This window comes from Pseudomonas sp. KCJK9016, assembly GCF_046231795.1.
In the GTDB taxonomy this organism is placed as follows: domain Bacteria; phylum Pseudomonadota; class Gammaproteobacteria; order Pseudomonadales; family Pseudomonadaceae; genus Aquipseudomonas; species Aquipseudomonas bananamidigenes.
This window is the reverse complement of sequence record NZ_JBJJMM010000025.1, coordinates 34,617-53,275: the sequence shown is the minus strand read 5'-3', so window position 1 is coordinate 53,275 and position 18,659 is coordinate 34,617. Positions and strand designations below refer to the sequence as shown.

The window sequence follows — 18,659 nt, the reverse complement described above, 5'->3', positions numbered from 1 at the left end:
ACAGGATTCAGCCGACGGGCCATCCATTCAGTCACGCGACGGGCGCCGGTGGCGGTTTGTCCGGCAGCGTAGGCTCGCCGGGCTCGGTCGGTTCTTCGTTGGGGGTATCGGGATCAGGCTGGTGAGGAATTCCGCCAGCGAGGGTGACGGGTGGGTGTGCCAGCAACGACCAGGCCAATACGCCAACCTGATTGGGCTCGAGCCTTGCCAGTTCGGCAGTGATTTGCGGATCGATCTTCATGGAGCACTCCTCGGCGAAGGCCCGCTACGCTGTTCGCGAAACGGGCAGTACACCCCATAGAGTGTCTACCCGCCAAAGAATTCCCGCCGACCGCCGGATGGACGGCTCAGGTGCGTGGCAGGGTCACGCCACGTTGGCCCTGGTACTTGCCGGCACGGTCCTTGTAGGAGACTTCGCATTCCTCGTCGGACTCCAGGAACAGCATCTGCGCCACGCCTTCGTTGGCATAGATCTTCGCCGGCAGGTTGGTGGTGTTGGAGAACTCCAGAGTCACCTGACCTTCCCACTCGGGTTCGAGCGGGGTGACGTTGACGATGATGCCGCAACGGGCGTAGGTGCTTTTACCCAGGCAGATGGTCAGCACATTGCGTGGAATACGGAAGTATTCAACGGTCGTGGCCAGGGCGAAGGAGTTCGGAGGAATGATGCACACGTCGCTGTGGACGTCGACGAAGCTGCCGGCGTCGAAATTCTTGGGGTCGACGATGGCCGAATTGATGTTGGTGAACACCTTGAAATGGTTGGTGCAACGCACATCGTAGCCGTAGCTCGACACGCCGTAGGAGATCACACGGCTATCGTCGCTGCCGCGTATCTGGCGCTCGACGAACGGCTCGATCATGCCGTGTTCCTGCGCCATGCGGCGAATCCACTTGTCCGATTTGATGCTCATGGCGGGGTGTCCTGAATAGCGAGGTGGAAAAAACTGTCCGGCATCTTACCGGGCGCGCCGCCGGGTTCAAAGTCCGTGGTGCAAATCTCGCCGAACATGCAGGAATTTCGCGGCCTGGCGACGAACCGTCACACCGCCGATCCTTAAAACGGAGAAACCTTCGCAAGAAGCATTGGCACGTTCCGGAAAAAGGGTTAAGGTGGCGCCACTGTGCTGCTTGTGTCACTGAGAATCTCTCCACGATATGTTGAATTTCGATCCAACCATCTACAAGAATTTTTCCTGCTCTTTGCACTCAGTCTCGGCCAGGGTTCTTCCTGAGTCGCAGTTATCTTTGTTCAAGGAGTTACACCATGTCTAATCGCCAAACCGGTACCGTCAAGTGGTTCAACGATGAAAAAGGCTTCGGCTTCATCACTCCACAATCCGGTGACGACCTGTTCGTTCACTTCAAAGCCATCCAGTCCGACGGCTTCAAAAGCCTGAAAGAAGGCCAGCAGGTTTCTTTCATCGCTACCCGCGGTCAGAAAGGCATGCAAGCTGAAGAAGTACAAGTTATCTAACTTGCAGCTTCTTTGCTGAAAAGCCCCGCCCTCAAAAGCGGGGCTTTTTTATGGACGTCTGTTTTGTACAGGCAAAAAAAATCGCAGCCTGTCGAAAGCTGCGATTTTTTCTGAACGGCGTTACCAGGCCACGCCGAACCCGGCGGTGTAGCGGGTCTTGTTCAGGTCCGCATCCTTGGTGCCGCTGATGATGTCCCGCTCGGCCTTGAGATTGAGCGAGGCCCAGTCCGTCACTTTGTAGCGCAGGCCCACTTCCGAATCCAGGGCATAGTTGGCGACGTCCGACAGTGGCTTGCCGAGCTCGCCGGTGGTGAAGAACTGCACTTTCTTGCCGATCAGGTAGCGGTTGTAGTCCCACTTCATGGCGACGGAATAGAAGTTGTCCTTGCCGCCGTCGCTGTACTCGTAATCCGTCCGGTTGAGCAGCGAGCCGAGCGAGAACGCGCCCAGTTCGTCGTCCCAGAACTGGTAGCCCGGACCGGTACCGACCACCCGCTGACGCGACAGCTCTTCGACGTAATCACGCTTGTAGTTCAACCGCCCCTGCCAGAACCACTTGTCGGTCAGGAAGCGGTCCAGCGCGTACTCTGCACGCCAGTTGTTGGTGGTTACCACCTCATCCTGGACTTCACGGTTGTACTCGCCCTCGGCGGTATGACGCCAGCGTCCATGGCGCGCCGAGGTCTTGAAGCCGACATCGTAGTCATTGGTGTCTTTTTCGGCACGCTGATAATCCAGGGCCAGGTCGACGTTGCCCTTCCACACCAGATCCTCGACCACAGGCTTGGGTTTGAGAATCTGCTGGATACTCGCCAGCTCGACGGTTTTCGGCGCTTCACCGTTGGCCAGGGTGACCTTGCCGTCTTCGGCGGCGGTCAGCGACTTGGCCTTCTCGCCACTGTAGGCGTCCTGCTTGACCAGCAGCTCCTGATCACTCTCAAGTGTCTTGACCTGTTTCCAGTCGATGGTGACCGCGCCGGCATACTGGGTCTGGACCAACAGTTTGCCGCCGTCGAACAGGGTGATTTTGCCGCTCAGCCTGTCACCGTTCTTCAACCAGACGGTATCGGCAAGCAAGGGCGTGGACGCACTGAAGACAGCAAGGCACAGCAGGGTTCTGGACAACATAAGCGAATCGGGGGCTCGGGTTTGCGAAAAAAGGTCGGCATTATCCGTAGGAATAATCCTCTGACAAGGAGTGACCCGGCTATTTCTATTGAGTTCATTTCTCAATTGCCCGATCACCGATTACCCTTTAATCGATGCATCGATCTTGTTCAGGAAAGGCGCCCGTGACAGACCCGATACCCGACTGCGAAAACGACCCGCAAATCCGACGCACGGCACTCTATTCGACCCTTGCCCAAGTGCCCGAAGGGAAGGTCGTCAGCTATGGTCAGTTGGCCGAACTGGCCGGGTTGGGGCGCGCCGCCCGCTGGGTCGGCCGTACGCTCAGTCAGTTGCCCGGCGACACGAAGCTGCCCTGGCACCGTGTACTCGGTGCCGGCGGTCGGATCAGCCTGCCGGCGGGCAGCCCTTCGGGCGATGAGCAACGGGCACGATTGCGTATGGAAGGCGTTACGATCCTGAACAATCGTGTGGATATTCGGCGCCATGGCTGGCGTCCGGTAGAGCACAGCGGTTAGAGTGCGCGCTTTGTTTTCGCAATCTTGAGGCAGACTTCAGCCCATGCCCCGTAAAACCTGGCGCGCCGCGCTCGCCGCCTATGCCAGTCCTTCGACGCTCGTGCTGTTGTTGCTGGGTTTCGCCGCCGGCCTGCCGTACATGCTGGTGTTCTCGACACTTTCGGTCTGGCTGCGTGAAGCCGGTGTAGCCCGCGAGACGATCGGCTATGCCAGCCTGATCGGCCTGGCCTACGCCTTCAAATGGGTCTGGTCGCCCCTGCTCGATCAATGGCGCCTGCCGTTGCTGGGCAAGCTGGGGCGACGCCGTTCGTGGCTGGTGCTCGCGCAGTCGCTGGTGATCCTCGGCCTGGTCGGCATGGGCTTCTGCGACCCACAGAAACATCTGTCCTGGCTGATCGCCATTGCCGTGATCGTCGCCTTCGCCTCCGCCACCCAGGACATCGCCGTCGACGCCTATCGCCTGGAAATCGCCGATGACAGCCGTCAGGCCGCGCTGGCCGCCAGCTATATGTCCGGTTACCGGGTCGCCGCCCTGTTGGCGACGGCCGGTGCATTGTTTTTTGCAGAAGGATTCGGTTCCACCGGGTTCAACTATCAGCATTCCGCGTGGACCGGCACGTACGTGCTGTTCGGCGTATTGATGGTTCCCGCCCTGATCACCACCCTGCTGATGCGCGAGCCACCGGTACCGCTGCGCACCCAGTTGCAGGCCGGACGCTACAGCTTCATGCATCAATTGATGTCGGTGTTCGTGCTGATCATCCTGCTGGTCTCCGTACCGGCCATGTTTACCCAGCTCTACAACACTGACTTTGCCAGTGTGCTGTTCGGCACCATGACCCCGCTTGACCTGCTGCTGGAAGACCGGGCCTTCCTGCGCGCCATCCTCTACACCCTGCTGACCGGCCTGTGCCTGTCGACCATGGGGCGCCGCGGCCTGGCGCCGGTGCTGACGCCGGTCAACGACTTCATCCTGCGCTACCGCTGGCAGGCTCTTCTGCTGCTCGGCCTGATCGCCACCTACCGCATGTCGGACACGGTAATGGGCGTGATGGCTAACGTGTTCTATATCGATCAGGGCTTCACCAAGGATCAGATCGCCAGTGTCAGCAAGCTTTTCGGCCTGATCATGACGCTGGTCGGCGCCGGCATGGGCGGCCTGCTGATCGTGCGTTTCGGCATCCTGCCGATCCTGTTCATCGGCGGCGCCGCTTCGGCAGCCACCAACCTGCTGTTCGTGATGCTGACTGACATGGGCCCGAACCTGCAGATGCTGGTGGTGACCATCTCCCTCGACAACTTCAGTTCGGGCATGGCCACTTCGGCGTTCGTCGCCTACTTGTCGAGCCTGACCAACCTGAAGTTCTCCGCCACCCAGTACGCCCTGCTCAGCTCGATCATGCTGCTGCTGCCACGCCTGATCGGCGGCTACTCCGGCGTCATGGTGGAGAAGTTCGGCTATCACAACTTCTTCATGATCACGGCGGCTCTCGGCGTGCCGACCCTGGTGCTGATCGCCCTGCACTGGTTCCAGGAAAGCCGCCGCGAAGGCCCGACCCCGACCCCGGAACCCGTATCGACGCCGGTTGCCGAAGAATCGTAAGACATCTCGCACCCGGCGGAAGGGTTTGCGCCGGGACCGCACTTCTGTACGTCGGCAGCTCTCGCCGGTACACTGCTCCGTCATTTCCAGTCATAGCAACCGACAACGGCCAACCATGCGCACCAGTCAATTTTTGCTCGCCACACAAAAAGAAACGCCTTCCGACGCGGTCGTCATCAGCCATCAGCTGATGCTGCGCGCCGGCATGATCCGCAAACTCGCCTCGGGCCTGTACACGTGGCTGCCGATGGGCCTGCGGGTAATGCGCAAGGTGGAAGCCATCGTTCGCGAAGAGATGAACGCCGCCGGCTCTCTGGAAGTGTTGATGCCGGGCACCCAGCCGGCCGAGCTGTGGCAGGAGTCGGGGCGCTGGGAAGAATACGGCCCTGAACTGCTGCGCATCAAAGACCGTCACGGTCGCGACTTCTGCGCGGGCCCGACCCACGAAGAAGTGATCACCGATCTGATGCGCAACGAGTTGAGCAGCTACAAGCAGCTGCCGATCAACCTGTACCAGATCCAGACCAAGTTCCGTGACGAAATCCGCCCGCGCTTCGGCCTGATGCGCGGCCGTGAATTCATCATGAAGGACGCCTACTCGTTCCACGCCGACCTCGCGTCGCTGCAGGTCACCTACGACCGCATGCACGAGGCGTACTGCAACGTATTCACCCGCCTGGGCCTGAAGTTCCGCCCGGTCGAAGCCGACAACGGCTCCATCGGCGGTGCCGGCTCCCACGAATTCCACGTGCTGGCCGAATCCGGTGAGGACGATATCGTCTTCAGCAACGGCTCCGACTACGCCGCGAACATCGAAAAGGCCGAAGCCGTACCGCGTGAAACATCCCGCGCCGCGCCGACCGAAGAACTGCGCCTGGTTGACACTCCGGATACCAAGACCATCGCCGCGCTCGTGGAAAAATTCGGTCTGCCGATCGAAAAGACCGTCAAGACCCTGATCGTGCACGCCGAGGAAGAAGGCAAGCTGATCGCCCTGATCATCCGCGGCGACCACGAGCTGAACGAAATCAAGGCAGCCAATCAGCCTGGCGTCGCCAGCCCGCTGGTGATGGCTTCCGATGCCGAACTGCGTGACGCCATCGGCGCCGGCGCCGGTTCCCTCGGTCCGCTGAACCTGCCGCTGCCGATCATCATCGACCGCTCCGTGGCACTGATGAGCGATTTCGGCGTTGGCGCCAACATCGACGACAAGCACTATTTCGGTGTGAACTGGGAGCGTGACCTGCCGGTTCCGACCGTGGCCGACCTGCGCAACGTCGTGGCCGGTGACCCGAGCCCGGACGGCAAGGGCACCCTGGAAATCAAGCGCGGCATCGAAGTCGGGCACATCTTCCAGCTGGGCAACAAGTACAGCAAGGCGATGAAGTGCGAAGTGCTGGGCGAGAACGGCAAGCCGGTTACCCTGGAAATGGGTTGCTACGGCATTGGTGTATCCCGCGTGGTGGCGGCAGCCATCGAGCAGAACAACGACGAGAACGGCATCATCTGGAGCGACGCCCTGGCACCGTTCCAGATCGCGCTCGTACCGCTGCGCTATGAAACCGAGCAGGTACGCGAAGCCACCGACAAGCTGTACGCGGAACTGACCGCGGCCGGCTTCGAAGTGCTGCTGGACGATCGCGACAAGAAAACCAGCCCGGGCATCAAGTTCGCGGACATGGAGCTGATCGGCATTCCACACCGGATCGTGGTCAGCGACCGCGGCCTTGCCGAAGGCAACCTGGAATACAAGAGCCGTACCGAAGGCCAGGCGCAATCGCTGCCGGTTGCCGACGTACTGTCCTTCCTGCAGGCCCGTATCCGCCGCTGAAACCAGATAGAGACCTCATGTTCAAGCGAAACACCCTGGGCCTCGGTGGTGCCGCCTTGTGCGGCACCCTGCTGGTCAGCGGCTGTGCCAATCACATGTCACAGCGCAGCGAGCACGAAGAGCGGGTCGAGCGAAAACTGCTCGACCACAGCCTGCAGATCGATGTCGGTGAGCCCAAGGTGCTTGAGCTGCCGCAGCGCCGCGTGAAGATCAACGAGCAGAAAACCTTCGAAGTCACTGAATACGAAGTGACCCGTCGCTATGACCGTTACACGCCCTACCAGCCCTGGCGGGAAATCTACGAGATCCCGCTCGGCGCGGTGGCCATTGTGGCCGGCGTCGGTGCCAACGTGGTCAACGTGTTCGCCCTCGGCAATCTGCCGGACAGCGTGACCAAGGACTGGCTGAGCTACGGATTCGCCGGAATCAACCCGTTCATGAACGTGCCGTCTCACGGCCGTGCGCAGCAGAACCTGGCCGGCATCGATGAAGTCCAGCGCGACAAGCGCATGGAGTATTCGAGCCTGCCGTGGAGCGAGCGCCCGGTGCAGGTCAAGGCCGGCAAGCAGACCTTCGACATGACCACCGATCGTAATGGCGTGTTGCGCCTGAACCTGCTGGACAGCCCGTTCGCCGACAACGATCTGAATCATGTGGGCAAACTGACGATCAGTGTCGAGGACGCCAAGGATGACGTGCATTCCGACTCGTCCCTGACGATCAGCAGCCATCTGCGCGGCAAACTGCTGGAAGCCCACCGCCTGATCTACGACGATCTGGAAGACGACGAAGTGAGCGAGTGGGTGCATCGGGTCAAGCGTCTGTCGGAACTGGGTCTGGAAGAAGAAGCCAGTGAGCTGGAGCAAAGCCTGATCGAACTGACCCGTAACGATCCGGAGTTGCAGGCCGAGTTTCTGAAGTCATTGACCAAGGATGCCGGCCGGCTGGTGGCGGATCCCGGTCCGAACTGACAACGCTGACTGAAAAAGCCCGAACCTGTTTCGGGCTTTTTTACATGAGTTACCGCTCGAACAACTCCATCTGCTCGAAGCCGCCGCGCAAGTCCTCCAGCCGCACGCCCACCCCGAGCAGCCGCACCGGTTTGCCGCCACGATTGAACGCCTGCGTCAGCATCAATTCATAACTGCCCAGATCCCGCCCGGCGGCGGCCTGTTCCAGCGTGGTCTGAGTGAAATCATGAAATTTCACTTTGACGAACGGTTTACCCGGCCGATAGCTGCTGTCGATCCGCGCCATGCGGGTTTTCAGGGTCTCCAGAAGCTCAGGAAGCTTGTCCAGGCAACTGCGCAGATCCGGCAAATCAACGTCGTAGGTGTTTTCGACACTGATCGACTGACGTCGACTGTCGTTATGCACCTGGCGCTCATCGATCCCACGGGCCAGGCTCCACAGTCGCTCGCCAAAACTGCCGAACTCGCGAACCAGCGCCAGCTTGTCCCACTCGCGCAGTTGCAGACAGTCGCTGATACCGAGCTTGCCCAATTTGTCCGCAGTGACCTTGCCGACACCGTGCAACTTGCTCACCGGCAGTCCACTGACGAAGTCCTCCACCTGATCCGGGGTAATGACAAACAGGCCGTTGGGCTTTTTCCAGTCGCTGGCGATCTTGGCCAGAAACTTGTTCGGCGCTACGCCGGCCGAGACGGTGATATGCAATTGGTTGGAAACCCGGCGCCGGATGTCCTGGGCGATTCGCGTGGCGCTGCCTGCGAAATGCGCGCTGTCCGAGACGTCCAGATAGGCTTCGTCCAGTGAAAGCGGCTCGATCAGATCGGTGTAATCGCGAAAGATCGTATGGATTTCTTTCGAAGCCTCGCGGTAGGCATCCATTCGCGGCTTGACGATGGTCAGGTCCGGGCACAGTTTCAAGGCATGTCCGGAAGACATCGCCGAGCGTACCCCGTAAGCCCTCGCCTCATAGTTGCAGGTGGCGATCACCCCGCGCCGCTCCGCCGAACCACCCACCGCCAGTGGTTTGCCGGCCAGGCGCGGGTCGTCACGCATCTCGATGGCGGCGTAGAAACAGTCACAGTCGATGTGGATGATTTTTCGCTGAGTCATGGCAGAAAGAAAAACATGGCAAACCGGAGGGGCAGTATCTCACTGACACCTGTATATAGCACCAGTGGTATGAAGGTTCTTTTCCAGCTGTAGGAATCGTCTCTGAATTTATTTTCTCAATCGAGGATAACCATCCGATAGAGCTGAAAGCCGCGCCCCACCTGAGCTGCGGCCCCGACGACATACTGGCAAAAGAGCTAACCAATTGAACCAGAACAGATTTTATCCGGATTCAAGGTTGACACACTGGCGATTCTCTGTAGAATGCCGCCTCATCAGACGCGGGATGGAGCAGCCTGGTAGCTCGTCGGGCTCATAACCCGAAGGTCGTCGGTTCAAATCCGGCTCCCGCAACCAGACATCAAAAAAGGCCAATCGAAAGATTGGCCTTTTTTGTGCGCGCTCTTTTTTTTCGGATCCACTTGCGCCCTCCGTAAATCGTTCCGATTCCGAAACTTAGCGCTGCCCCTGCGACCGTTTGCCGCGAATTCAAACTTATTTGACCACTCCCGGGATTATCGGTTGACACCCCGCCGTTCGCCTGTAGAATGCCGCCACACAGACGCGGGATGGAGCAGTCTGGTAGCTCGTCGGGCTCATAACCCGAAGGTCGTCGGTTCAAATCCGGCTCCCGCAACCAAACATCAAAAAAGGCTGCTCGAAAGAGTGGCCTTTTTTGTATCTGTGGAAAAAGTCCTTTCGCAACAATGATCTGTCATCGTGCAGTGAACCGTTCAGGATCGTCAGAGCCGCCGAGTTGCGACTATGCTTGAGTCGCAGGCAAGAGGTCTGCAATCCGAGACCTGCCCTCGCCGATACCCGACGAGAGGCGTAGTATTTTGTGATTATTTTTTTCTACAGGGATTGGTAACTTGGCTGGATACCCCCATCCTGTCGCGCACAATCCAAGAGGTGATTGATGCGCGCCAACTCGTCTGATCCACAAGACACCCTCACCGTGAATCCATCGATCAAGCCCGAGCGTATGCGCCTGCTCGATCGAATCAGCAAGTACCGTCAACCGATCGGCCTGGCGGTCACTTTGCTGCTGTTCGCCATCGCCCTGGTGGCCTGTCGCCACCTGCTCAGCGAACTCGATCTCTACGCCCTGCACGACTCGATCCTCGATGTGCCGAAACCCGCCCTGCTTGGCGCTTTCGCCGCAACCGTGGCTGGTTTCATCATTCTGCTGGGATACGAATGGTCAGCCAGCCGCTATGCGGGCGTGACCATCCCTCCGCGTACGCTGGCGCTCGGCGGTTTCACAGCGTTCGCGATCGGTAATGCCATCGGCCTGTCGATGCTGTCCGGCGGGTCGGTGCGTTACCGCTTATATGCACGTCTTGGTCTGGGCGCGTCGGAAGTCGCCCACATGACCCTGTTCGCCAGCCTGTCGCTGGGCTGTGCACTGCCACCGCTGGCCGCACTGGCCACCCTGAGCAACCTGCCGGCCGCCTCTCAGGCTCTGGGGCTGTCCGAAGGGCTGCTTGCCGCGATTGCCTCTGCCGTCCTGGTGCTGGGCGCGATTCTGGCCGTGGGCATTTACCGTCGGCGCCTGCCGGAACAACCTTACCGCGACAACCTGCTGGTCAAGGTCGGCCGCCGCACCCTGCGCCTGCCAGGTCGCCGCCTGACATTCCTGCAACTGGTGATTACCGCCCTCGACGTCGCCGCTGCCGCCACCGTGCTGTATATGCTGTTGCCGGAAGCGCCACCCTTCGGCGCGTTCCTGTTGGTGTACCTGCTGGCCCTGGCTGCTGGCGTGCTCAGCCACGTACCGGGCGGTGTCGGGGTCTTCGAAGCCATCCTGCTGGCCGCCTTCGCCGACAAGCTCGGTGCGGCGCCACTGGCCGCCGCGCTTCTGCTCTATCGCATGATCTACGTGGTACTGCCCTTGCTGGTGGCCTGCGTACTGCTGCTGATCAACGAAGGGCAGCGTCTGTTCCAGACCCAGACCATGCGTGCCGCTTCCGGCCTCGCGGCACCGATCCTCGCGGTCCTGGTGTTCCTGTCCGGCGTGGTGCTGCTGTTCTCCGGGGCGACACCTGAAATCGACACGCGCCTGGAACACATCGCCTATCTGATTCCCCATCGTCTGGTCGATGCCTCGCACTTCGGCGCGAGCCTGATCGGCGTACTTTGCCTGATGCTTGCCCAAGGCCTGCGCCGGCGGTTGTCGGCCGCGTGGATGCTGACCACCATTCTGTTGCTGGTGGGCGCCCTGCTCTCGTTGCTCAAGGGGTTCGACTGGGAAGAAGCCACGTTGATGACCCTCACCGCCGCGCTGCTGGGGGTATTCCGTCGTTCGTTCTATCGCCCCAGCCGTCTGACCGAAGTGCCGTTCTCGCCACTGTATCTGGTCGCCAGCCTGTGCGTGCTCGGCGCGTCGACCTGGCTGTTGCTCTTCGCCTACCAGGACGTGCCGTACAGCCATCAACTGTGGTGGCAGTTCACGCTCGACGCCGACGCCCCGCGCGGTCTGCGCTCACTGCTCGGCGCTGCGGTGCTGTTGCTGGTGATCGCCCTGACCTGGCTGCTGCGCACCGCCCGCCCGGTGATTCATCTGCCGACCCCGGAAGAGCTGGAGCGCGCCTCGAGAATCCTGATGGCTTCCTCGCAACCCGACGGCGGCCTGGCCCTGACCGGTGACAAGGCGCTGTTGTTCCACCCCAACGATCAAGCCTTCCTGATGTACGCCCGTCGCGGACGCAGCCTGGTGGCACTGTACGACCCGATCGGTCCAGGCCAGCAGCGGGCGGAAATGATCTGGCAGTTCCGCGACCTTTGTGACATCCACCACGCCCGCCCGGTGTTCTACCAGGTACGCGCGGAGAACCTGCCGTACTACATGGACATCGGCCTGACCGCGATCAAGCTCGGCGAAGAAGCCCGGGTCGATCTGCATCGCTTTGACCTGGAGGCCAAGGGCAAGGAGATGAAGGACCTGCGCTACACCTGGAACCGTGGAACCCGCGACGGTCTGTCGCTGGAGATCTTCGAGCCGGGCCAGGCGCCGATGGATGAGCTCAAGGTGATTTCCGATGCCTGGCTGACCGGCAAGAACGTACGCGAAAAAGGCTTCTCCCTCGGCCGTTTCAGCGACGACTACCTGAAGCATTTCCGCATCGCGGTGATTCGCTTCGAAGGCCGCCCGGTGGCGTTCGCCAACCTGCTCGAGACTTACAGCCATGACCTGGCCAGCCTCGACCTGATGCGCTCGCACCCGGACGCCCCCAAGCTGACCATGGAGTTTTTGATGGTCGGTCTGATTCAACACTATAAGAGTCACGGATACGCGCGCTTCAGCCTGGGCATGGTGCCGTTGTCGGGGTTGCAACCCCGTCGCGGTGCACCGCTGACCCAGCGCCTGGGTTCGATGGTTTTCCGCCGTGGTGAGCAGTTGTACAACTTCCAAGGCTTGCGCCGCTTCAAAGACAAGTTCCAGCCTGACTGGGAACCCCGTTACATGGCGGTGCCCGCCGGACTCGATCCGCTGGTGGCACTGGCCGATACTGCTGCCCTGATCGCGGGCGGCTTGACTGGATTGGTGAAACGCTGATGATTCAACGCTCCCTGAAGTACATCCTGGCTGCACTGATCGTGCTGGCCGTGATTGCCGGCGGCGGTTACTGGTACCTCAAACGCCCGGCTCCGGAACCGACTCTTGAACAGCTGAAACCGGCTGACGGCACCGTCATGACCCGGGTCATTCCCGGCACCAAACCCAAGGCCCAGGTGCTGGTGGCGGTCGAGGACGACAAGAAACTCTCCGACAACCAATTGACCACCCTGAGCCGCAGCGCCTCGGCGCAGATCGTTCAAGTGATTCTGCCCAAGGACTGCCTGCTGCAGAGCCGCGCACTGCAAACCGGCCTGCGCGAGCTGAACGGTCCGGCGACCCTGGTCAGCGGCATCGGCCCTGGTGCGGTGCTGGCATGGCGCTGGCTGTCGGAACAGAAGGACGACAAGGCCCAGGCCGTATCGGTCGATCTGGCCCTGGAAAAAGGCGGCTGCACTCACCTGCTGCCGAAATCCGCCGCCCACGGCCACTGGCTGGTGGCCTGGAACGACAACCCGGACGACACCAGCGCCGGTTTCGTGCGCGACCAGCCGAACGCCGAAACCAGCATCAGCGACTACGACATCAACCTGCCGCAAGTGCTGAACAACGAACTGCGCAAGCTCCTCGTCGGCGGCGACAAGGCCGCTGGCGGCCTGCAGATCCCGGTGGTGGAAGTCCCGGCCGGCCAGGCCAAGGACACCGTGACCCTGTTCCTATCCGGTGACGGCGGCTGGCGAGATCTCGACCGCGACGTGGCCGGGGAAATGGCCAAGATCGGCTACCCGGTGGTCGGCATCGACACCCTGCGCTACTACTGGCAGCACAAGAGCCCGGAACAGAGCGCGCTGGACCTGACCGAACTGATGCAGCACTACCGTCAGAAATGGGGCACCAAACGCTTCATCCTGACCGGTTACTCGTTCGGCGCCGACGTCCTGCCGGCAATCTACAACCGCCTGCCAGAGACCGAACAACAACGCGTCGACGCAATCATCCTGCTGGCCTTCGCCCGCACCGGCAGCTTCGAAATCGAAGTCGAAGGCTGGCTCGGCAACGCCGGCAAGGAAGCCGCCACCGGCCCGGAAATGGCCAAACTGCCGCCGGCCAAGGTCGTGTGCATCTACGGCGAAGAAGAGAAGGATGAAAGCGGCTGCACCGACAAAACAGCGGTGGGCGAAGCAGTGAAGCTGCCTGGCGGCCACCACTTCGACGAGAACTACCCGGCATTGGCCAAGCGTTTGGTGGATCTGATCGAGAAGCGGCAGAGCAAGGATCAGCCGGCAGGGTGATCTGAAGCTCTACGACGAAAAGCCCCCGCAACCTTAGGGTTGCGGGGGCTTTTTCGTTCTGGCAGATGCCAGAGATCCTTGTGGGAGCCGGGCTTGCCCGCGATAGCGGTGGGGCAGGCAACTGATTTGTAAACTGATACACCGCATTCGCGGGCAAGCCCGCTCCCACAGGGACCTTCACTGAACTCTGACAAGTGCAGAGAAACGAAAAAGCCCCCGTCAGCCACAAGACTGACGGGGGCTTTTCAATTAAGGCGCAGCTTACATCTCCACCTGCGTCCCCAACTCGATCACCCGGTTCAGCGGCAGATTGAAGAACCGCAGATTGCCGTTGGCATTCTTCAACATGAACGCGAACAGCGCTTCACGCCAGCGGGCCATGCCTTCGAGTTTCGAGGCGATCACCGTTTCGCGGCTGAGGAAGTAGGTGGTGCGCATCGGGCTGAAGTCGAGGTCTTCCAGATGACACAGTTTCAATGCCTGCGGCACGTCCGGCTCGTCGGTGAAGCCGAAGTGCAGGATCACCCGGAAGAAGCCTTCGCCGTGGGCCTCGACTTCAAAACGCCGGGATGGCGGCACACGCGGGATGTCCTCGTAAACCACGGTCAACAGCACAACCTGCTCGTGCAATACCTGGTTGTGCAGCAAGTTGTGCAATAGCGCATGCGGGACGGCGTCGGAACGGGCAGTGAGGAACACCGCGGTGCCCTGTACCCGGTGCGGCGGCTGGACGCGGATACTGCTGATGAAGATCGGCAGCGGCAGCGCGCCTTCGTCCAGGCGCTCGACCAGCAGTTGCTTGCCGCGTTTCCAGGTGGTCATCAGGATGAACAGGGCGATACCGGCGATCACCGGGAACGCACCACCCTGAACGATCTTCGGCACGTTGGCGGCGAAGTACAGACCATCCACCAGCAGGAAGCCGATCAGCACGGGCACGGCCAGCACCGGCGGCCACTTCCACAGCAGCAACATGACCGCCGACACCAGAATCGTGGTCATCAGCATGGTGCCGGTCACGGCCACGCCATAAGCCGCCGCCAGCGCACTGGACGACTCGAAACCCAGCACCAGCAACACGACGCCGACCATCAGCGTCCAGTTCACCGCGCCGATGTAAATCTGCCCCTGCTCATCGCTGGAGGTATGCTGAATGTACATCCGCGGAATGTAACCGAGCTGGATGGCCTGACGGGTCAGGGAGAACGCGCCGGAAATCACCGCCTGCGAGGCGATCACCGTGGCCAGGGTCGACAGACCGACCAAGGGGATCAGCGCCCAGCCCGGTGCCAGCAGATAGAACGGGTTGCGCGCCGCATCCGGGTTGTCCAGCAGCAACGCGCCCTGACCGAAATAGTTGAGCACCAGTGCCGGCAGCACCAGGAGAAACCATGCCCGGGCAATCGGCTTGCGACCGAAATGGCCCATGTCGGCGTACAGCGCTTCGGCACCGGTCAGCGCCAGCACCACGGCGCCCAGGATCGCCAGGCCCATGCCGGCGTGCACCATGAAAAAGCGCACGGCCCAGACCGGGTTCAGCGCCTTGAGCACTTCCGGGGAGTGGCTGATGCCATACACACCAAGGGCACCGAGCACCAGAAACCAGATGACCATGATCGGCCCGAAGAGGATGCCGATCCGTGCCGTGCCGTGTTTCTGGACCAGAAACAGCCCGACCAGCACCACCAGCGACAGCGGTACGACCCAATGGTCGATGCCTTCGAATGCCAGCCCCAGACCTTCGATCGCAGACAACACGGACACCGCCGGAGTGATCATGCTGTCGCCGTAGAACAGCGCCGCACCGATCAGGCCGCAAACCACCAGCAACGACCGCAGTTTCCTGCGCTCCCCCGCCGCCCGTCGCGCCAGCGCGGTGAGCGCCATGATCCCGCCTTCCCCCTGGTTGTCGGCGCGCAACACGAACATCATGTACTTGATCGACACGACCCAGATCAGCGACCAGAAAATCAGCGACAGGATGCCCAGCACTCCGTCGTGATTGACCGGCACGCCGTAACCGCCGGTGAATACTTCTTTGAGGGTGTACAACGGGCTCGTGCCGATGTCGCCGTAAACTACCCCGACTGCCGCGACCAGCATGCTCAGCGGTTTTGCAGCCGAATGCTCGGCGCCCGCCGCCTGACTACTTGCCTGACCCATCCAACACTCCTGATTCTCGAACCGGCTTCTTTGAACGAAGCACTATGCTTTGTGATGCAGCATGCGCTGTTTTACCTGTTGTTACAGACGTTTTGTTGACTGTAAAAAATTGGTAAAGCCCAACGGCGCGAAGCATAGCGCAGCACTCGTCGTATTTCCCTGCATAAAGCTGGTCAAGTGCGTTGCTCATCGCTAGAATTGCGCACTTTTTGATCAGAGGCGCGTTTCAAGCGCCCGTCCGTCGACTTCCAAACAGGCGAGCGACGTCACAAGACACCGAGGTTAGACATGTCCACCACTCCTGCGCCGGCCAATCCAAAGGTTGGCTTCGTATCTCTGGGTTGCCCGAAAGCACTGGTCGACTCCGAGCGCATCCTGACCCAGCTGCGCATGGAAGGCTATGACGTGGTGTCCACCTATCAGGACGCCGACGTGGTCGTGGTCAACACCTGCGGCTTCATCGACTCGGCCAAGGCCGAATCCCTGGAAGTCATCGGCGAAGCGATCAAGGAAAACGGCAAGGTCATCGTCACCGGCTGCATGGGCGTGGAAGAAGGCAATATCCGCGAGGTGCACCCGAGCGTGCTCGCCGTGACCGGTCCACAGCAGTACGAGCAAGTGGTCAGCGCCGTCCATGAAGTCGTGCCGCCGAAACAGGATCACAACCCGCTGATCGACCTGGTGCCACCACAAGGCATCAAGTTGACCCCGCGTCACTACGCGTACCTGAAGATTTCCGAAGGCTGCAACCACAGCTGCAGCTTCTGCATCATCCCGTCGATGCGCGGCAAACTGGTCAGCCGCCCGGTCGGCGATGTGCTCGACGAAGCCCAGCGTCTGGTCAAATCCGGCGTCAAGGAACTGCTGGTGATCTCCCAGGACACCAGCGCCTACGGCGTGGACGTCAAATACCGCACCGGTTTCTGGAACGGCGCGCCGGTGAAGACCCGCATGACCGAACTCTGCGAGGCGCTGAGCACCCTCGGCGTCTGGGTCCGCCTGCACTACGTTTACCCGTACCCGCACGTTGACGAGCTGATTCCGCTGATGGCCGCCGGCAAGATCCTGCCGTACCTGGACATCCCGTTCCAGCACGCCAGCCCGAAGGTCCTGAAGGCGATGAAACGCCCGGCGTTCGAAGACAAGACCTTGGCGCGGATCAAGAACTGGCGCGAAATCTGCCCGGACCTGATCATCCGTTCGACCTTCATCGTCGGCTTCCCCGGCGAAACCGAAGAAGACTTCCAGTACCTGCTGGACTGGCTGACCGAAGCTCAGCTCGACCGCGTCGGCTGCTTCCAGTACTCGCCGGTCGAAGGCGCACCGGCCAATGACCTGAACCTCGAGGTCGTGCCGGACGACGTGAAGCAGGATCGCTGGGAACGCTTCATGGCGCACCAGCAGGAAATCAGTTCGGCACGCCTGCAAATGCGCATCGGCCGCGAGATCGAAGTGCTGGTGGACGAAGTCGACGAGCAAGGCGCGGTCGGCCGCTGCTTCTTCGATGCCCCGGAAATCGACGGCAACGTGTTCATCGACAACGGCAGCAATCTCAAGCCGGGCGACAAGGTCTGGTGCAAGGTGACCGACGCCGACGAATACGACCTCTGGGCCGAACAGATCTAAACGCAAAAAATACGAAAAGCCCCGCTCTCTTTTACGAGATGCGGGGCTTTTTTACGGCTATCGTTTGTGGTGGGAAGGACTCCCTCATCCATGACAGAGAGGCTAACGGGCATGCGTCACCATCCAGTCATCCAGACGCCGAAACTCAGCGATTACCAGGAACTGACTCGGGTCTGGGAAGCCTCGGTCCGCGCGACCCATGATTTTCTGCCCGACAGCTACATCGAGCTGCTGCGCAATCTGGTGCTGACCCGCTACCTCGATGCGGTGATGCTGATCTGCACGAAGGACAGCCACCAGCGCATTACCGGATTTGCCGGGGTGGCGGCGGGCAAGATCGAGATGCTGTTCATCGACCCTGAGCATCGCGGCCAGGGCCTGGGCAAGAAACTGCTGAGATACGCCATGGAGCACCTCAACGCTGACGAGCTGGACGTCAACGAACAGAACCCGCAGGCCCTGGGGTTTTACTTCAAGCAGGGATTCGAGGTGATCGGCCGCTCGGAAGTCGATGGCATGGGCCAGCCTTATCCGTTGCTGCATATGCGTTTGCGCCAGAACCAGCAGCGCTCGATTCATGCCTGATTGAAAATGGAACCGGGCCTAACCGGCGCCAGGCAGGTACAATGCCCACCCTTTTTTTGTTACGGCCCTGTCATGACTGATCCGATTCGCCTCTCCAAACGCCTCATCGAACTGGTCGGTTGCTCCCGCCGGGAGGCCGAACTGTTCATCGAGGGCGGCTGGGTCACCGTGGACGGCGAAGTCATTGACGAGCCGCAGTTCAAGGTCACCGACCAACAGGTCGAACTCGACAAGGACGCCAGGGCCACAGCGCCGGAGCCGGTGACCCTGCTGCTCAACGTCCCGGCCGGCCAGGACATCGACGCCGCCATGCAGTCACTGTCCGCCGACAGCCTCAGCGAAGAGCACCGCTACGGTAAACGTCCGCTGCGCGGGCACTTCCTGCGCCTGACCGCCAGCACCGACCTGCAACCCGGTGCGAGCGGCCTGCTGGTGTTCACTCAGGACTGGAAGGTATTGCGCAAGCTCACCGCCGACGCGGCGAAAATCGAGCAGGAATACGTGGTGGAAGTCGAAGGCGAGATGACCGAACACGGCCTCAACCGCATGCAGCACGGCCTGCGCATCAAGGGCACCGAACTGCCGCCGGTCAAGGCCAGCTGGCAGAGTGAAAACCGTCTGCGCTTCGCCATGAAGAACCCGCAGCCAGGCCTGCTCGCCCGGTTGTGCGAAGCGGTCGGGCTGAAAGTGATCGGCATCCGCCGCATCCGCATCGGCGGTGTTTCCATTGGCAAGGTGCCGGTCGGCCAATGGCGCTACCTGACCGCAAAAGAGAAATTTTAAGGCCCAGGTTGC

General features: G+C 60.9%; 15 protein-coding genes and 2 tRNA genes. 12 read left to right on the top strand and 5 right to left on the bottom strand.

Annotated features, from left to right (window positions below; translation table 11 throughout):
* Nucleotides 1–31: 31 nt before the first annotated feature.
* Complete coding sequence (locus ACK6BI_RS22005; RefSeq protein ID WP_065259270.1) at nucleotides 32–241, bottom strand: hypothetical protein; 210 nt, start codon at nucleotides 239–241, stop codon at nucleotides 32–34.
* A 106-nt stretch (nucleotides 242–347) separates the two neighbouring features.
* Nucleotides 348–914 (bottom strand): dCTP deaminase, encoded by a 567-nt coding sequence (gene dcd, locus ACK6BI_RS22000; protein WP_065259269.1) that lies wholly within the window; start codon nucleotides 912–914, stop codon nucleotides 348–350.
* A 353-nt stretch (nucleotides 915–1,267) separates the two neighbouring features.
* Here dcd and ACK6BI_RS21995 point away from each other — a divergent pair, with 353 nt between their 5' ends.
* Nucleotides 1,268–1,477 carry a cold-shock protein gene (locus ACK6BI_RS21995; protein ID WP_002554837.1) on the top strand — a complete coding sequence of 70 codons (210 nt, stop codon included), beginning with the start codon at nucleotides 1,268–1,270 and terminating at the stop codon, nucleotides 1,475–1,477.
* Nucleotides 1,478–1,597: 120 nt separating this feature from the next.
* On the opposite strand, the gene ACK6BI_RS21990 is transcribed toward ACK6BI_RS21995, so the two are convergent.
* Nucleotides 1,598–2,605, bottom strand: a complete 1,008-nt coding sequence (locus tag ACK6BI_RS21990) for a DUF481 domain-containing protein (protein WP_065259268.1) — start codon at nucleotides 2,603–2,605, stop codon at nucleotides 1,598–1,600.
* Nucleotides 2,606–2,739: 134 nt separating this feature from the next.
* On the opposite strand from ACK6BI_RS21990, the gene ACK6BI_RS21985 reads away from it, so the two are divergent.
* The 4 genes from ACK6BI_RS21985 to ACK6BI_RS21970 all read left to right on the top strand — a co-directional run bounded on the left by ACK6BI_RS21985 (nucleotide 2,740) and on the right by ACK6BI_RS21970 (nucleotide 7,528).
* The gene (locus ACK6BI_RS21985; RefSeq protein ID WP_409318704.1) at nucleotides 2,740–3,123 is read left to right on the top strand and encodes an MGMT family protein; all 384 of its coding nucleotides are present in this window, start codon (nucleotides 2,740–2,742) and stop codon (nucleotides 3,121–3,123) included.
* Nucleotides 3,124–3,166: 43 nt separating this feature from the next.
* Nucleotides 3,167–4,726 carry an AmpG family muropeptide MFS transporter gene (locus ACK6BI_RS21980; RefSeq protein WP_409318703.1) on the top strand — a complete coding sequence of 520 codons (1,560 nt, stop codon included), beginning with the start codon at nucleotides 3,167–3,169 and terminating at the stop codon, nucleotides 4,724–4,726.
* A 115-nt stretch (nucleotides 4,727–4,841) separates the two neighbouring features.
* Entirely contained in the window at nucleotides 4,842–6,557 is a 1,716-nt protein-coding gene (locus ACK6BI_RS21975; RefSeq protein WP_260522453.1) for a proline--tRNA ligase, read from the top strand.
* A gap of 17 nt (nucleotides 6,558–6,574) precedes the next feature.
* Nucleotides 6,575–7,528 carry a hypothetical protein gene (locus tag ACK6BI_RS21970; RefSeq protein WP_409318702.1) on the top strand — a complete coding sequence of 318 codons (954 nt, stop codon included), beginning with the start codon at nucleotides 6,575–6,577 and terminating at the stop codon, nucleotides 7,526–7,528.
* 49 nt (nucleotides 7,529–7,577) lie between these two features.
* On the opposite strand, the gene dinB is transcribed toward ACK6BI_RS21970, so the two are convergent.
* Entirely contained in the window at nucleotides 7,578–8,639 is a 1,062-nt protein-coding gene (dinB, locus tag ACK6BI_RS21965) for a DNA polymerase IV (protein ID WP_409318701.1), read from the bottom strand.
* A 280-nt stretch (nucleotides 8,640–8,919) separates the two neighbouring features.
* Between dinB and ACK6BI_RS21960 the strand changes: the two genes are divergently transcribed.
* The 4 genes from ACK6BI_RS21960 (at nucleotide 8,920) to ACK6BI_RS21945 (ending at nucleotide 13,490) form a co-directional block, all read left to right on the top strand.
* A tRNA-Met gene (locus ACK6BI_RS21960) sits at nucleotides 8,920–8,996 on the top strand.
* A gap of 206 nt (nucleotides 8,997–9,202) precedes the next feature.
* Nucleotides 9,203–9,279, top strand: a tRNA-Met gene (locus ACK6BI_RS21955).
* A gap of 279 nt (nucleotides 9,280–9,558) precedes the next feature.
* On the top strand, nucleotides 9,559–12,198 hold the full coding sequence (gene mprF / locus ACK6BI_RS21950) for a bifunctional lysylphosphatidylglycerol flippase/synthetase MprF (RefSeq protein ID WP_409318700.1): 2,640 nt from the start codon (nucleotides 9,559–9,561) through the stop codon (nucleotides 12,196–12,198).
* Nucleotides 12,198–13,490: a virulence factor family protein gene (locus tag ACK6BI_RS21945; RefSeq protein ID WP_409318699.1), complete on the top strand. Its 1,293-nt coding sequence runs from the start codon at nucleotides 12,198–12,200 to the stop codon at nucleotides 13,488–13,490. Before mprF ends, ACK6BI_RS21945 begins: the two co-directional genes overlap by 1 nt.
* A gap of 261 nt (nucleotides 13,491–13,751) precedes the next feature.
* Here the strand turns inward: ACK6BI_RS21945 and ACK6BI_RS21940 are convergent, their stop codons facing one another.
* Nucleotides 13,752–15,593 (bottom strand): potassium transporter Kup, encoded by a 1,842-nt coding sequence (locus ACK6BI_RS21940; protein ID WP_409318726.1) that lies wholly within the window; start codon nucleotides 15,591–15,593, stop codon nucleotides 13,752–13,754.
* A 348-nt stretch (nucleotides 15,594–15,941) separates the two neighbouring features.
* Here ACK6BI_RS21940 and rimO point away from each other — a divergent pair, with 348 nt between their 5' ends.
* From rimO to ACK6BI_RS21925, 3 genes are all read left to right on the top strand, one after another.
* Nucleotides 15,942–17,279: a 30S ribosomal protein S12 methylthiotransferase RimO gene (rimO, locus tag ACK6BI_RS21935; protein WP_065259259.1), complete on the top strand. Its 1,338-nt coding sequence runs from the start codon at nucleotides 15,942–15,944 to the stop codon at nucleotides 17,277–17,279.
* Nucleotides 17,280–17,390: 111 nt separating this feature from the next.
* The gene (locus ACK6BI_RS21930; RefSeq protein WP_409318698.1) at nucleotides 17,391–17,864 is read left to right on the top strand and encodes a GNAT family N-acetyltransferase; all 474 of its coding nucleotides are present in this window, start codon (nucleotides 17,391–17,393) and stop codon (nucleotides 17,862–17,864) included.
* A gap of 72 nt (nucleotides 17,865–17,936) precedes the next feature.
* Nucleotides 17,937–18,647: an rRNA pseudouridine synthase gene (locus ACK6BI_RS21925; RefSeq protein ID WP_409318697.1), complete on the top strand. Its 711-nt coding sequence runs from the start codon at nucleotides 17,937–17,939 to the stop codon at nucleotides 18,645–18,647.
* Nucleotides 18,648–18,659 lie beyond the last annotated feature (12 nt).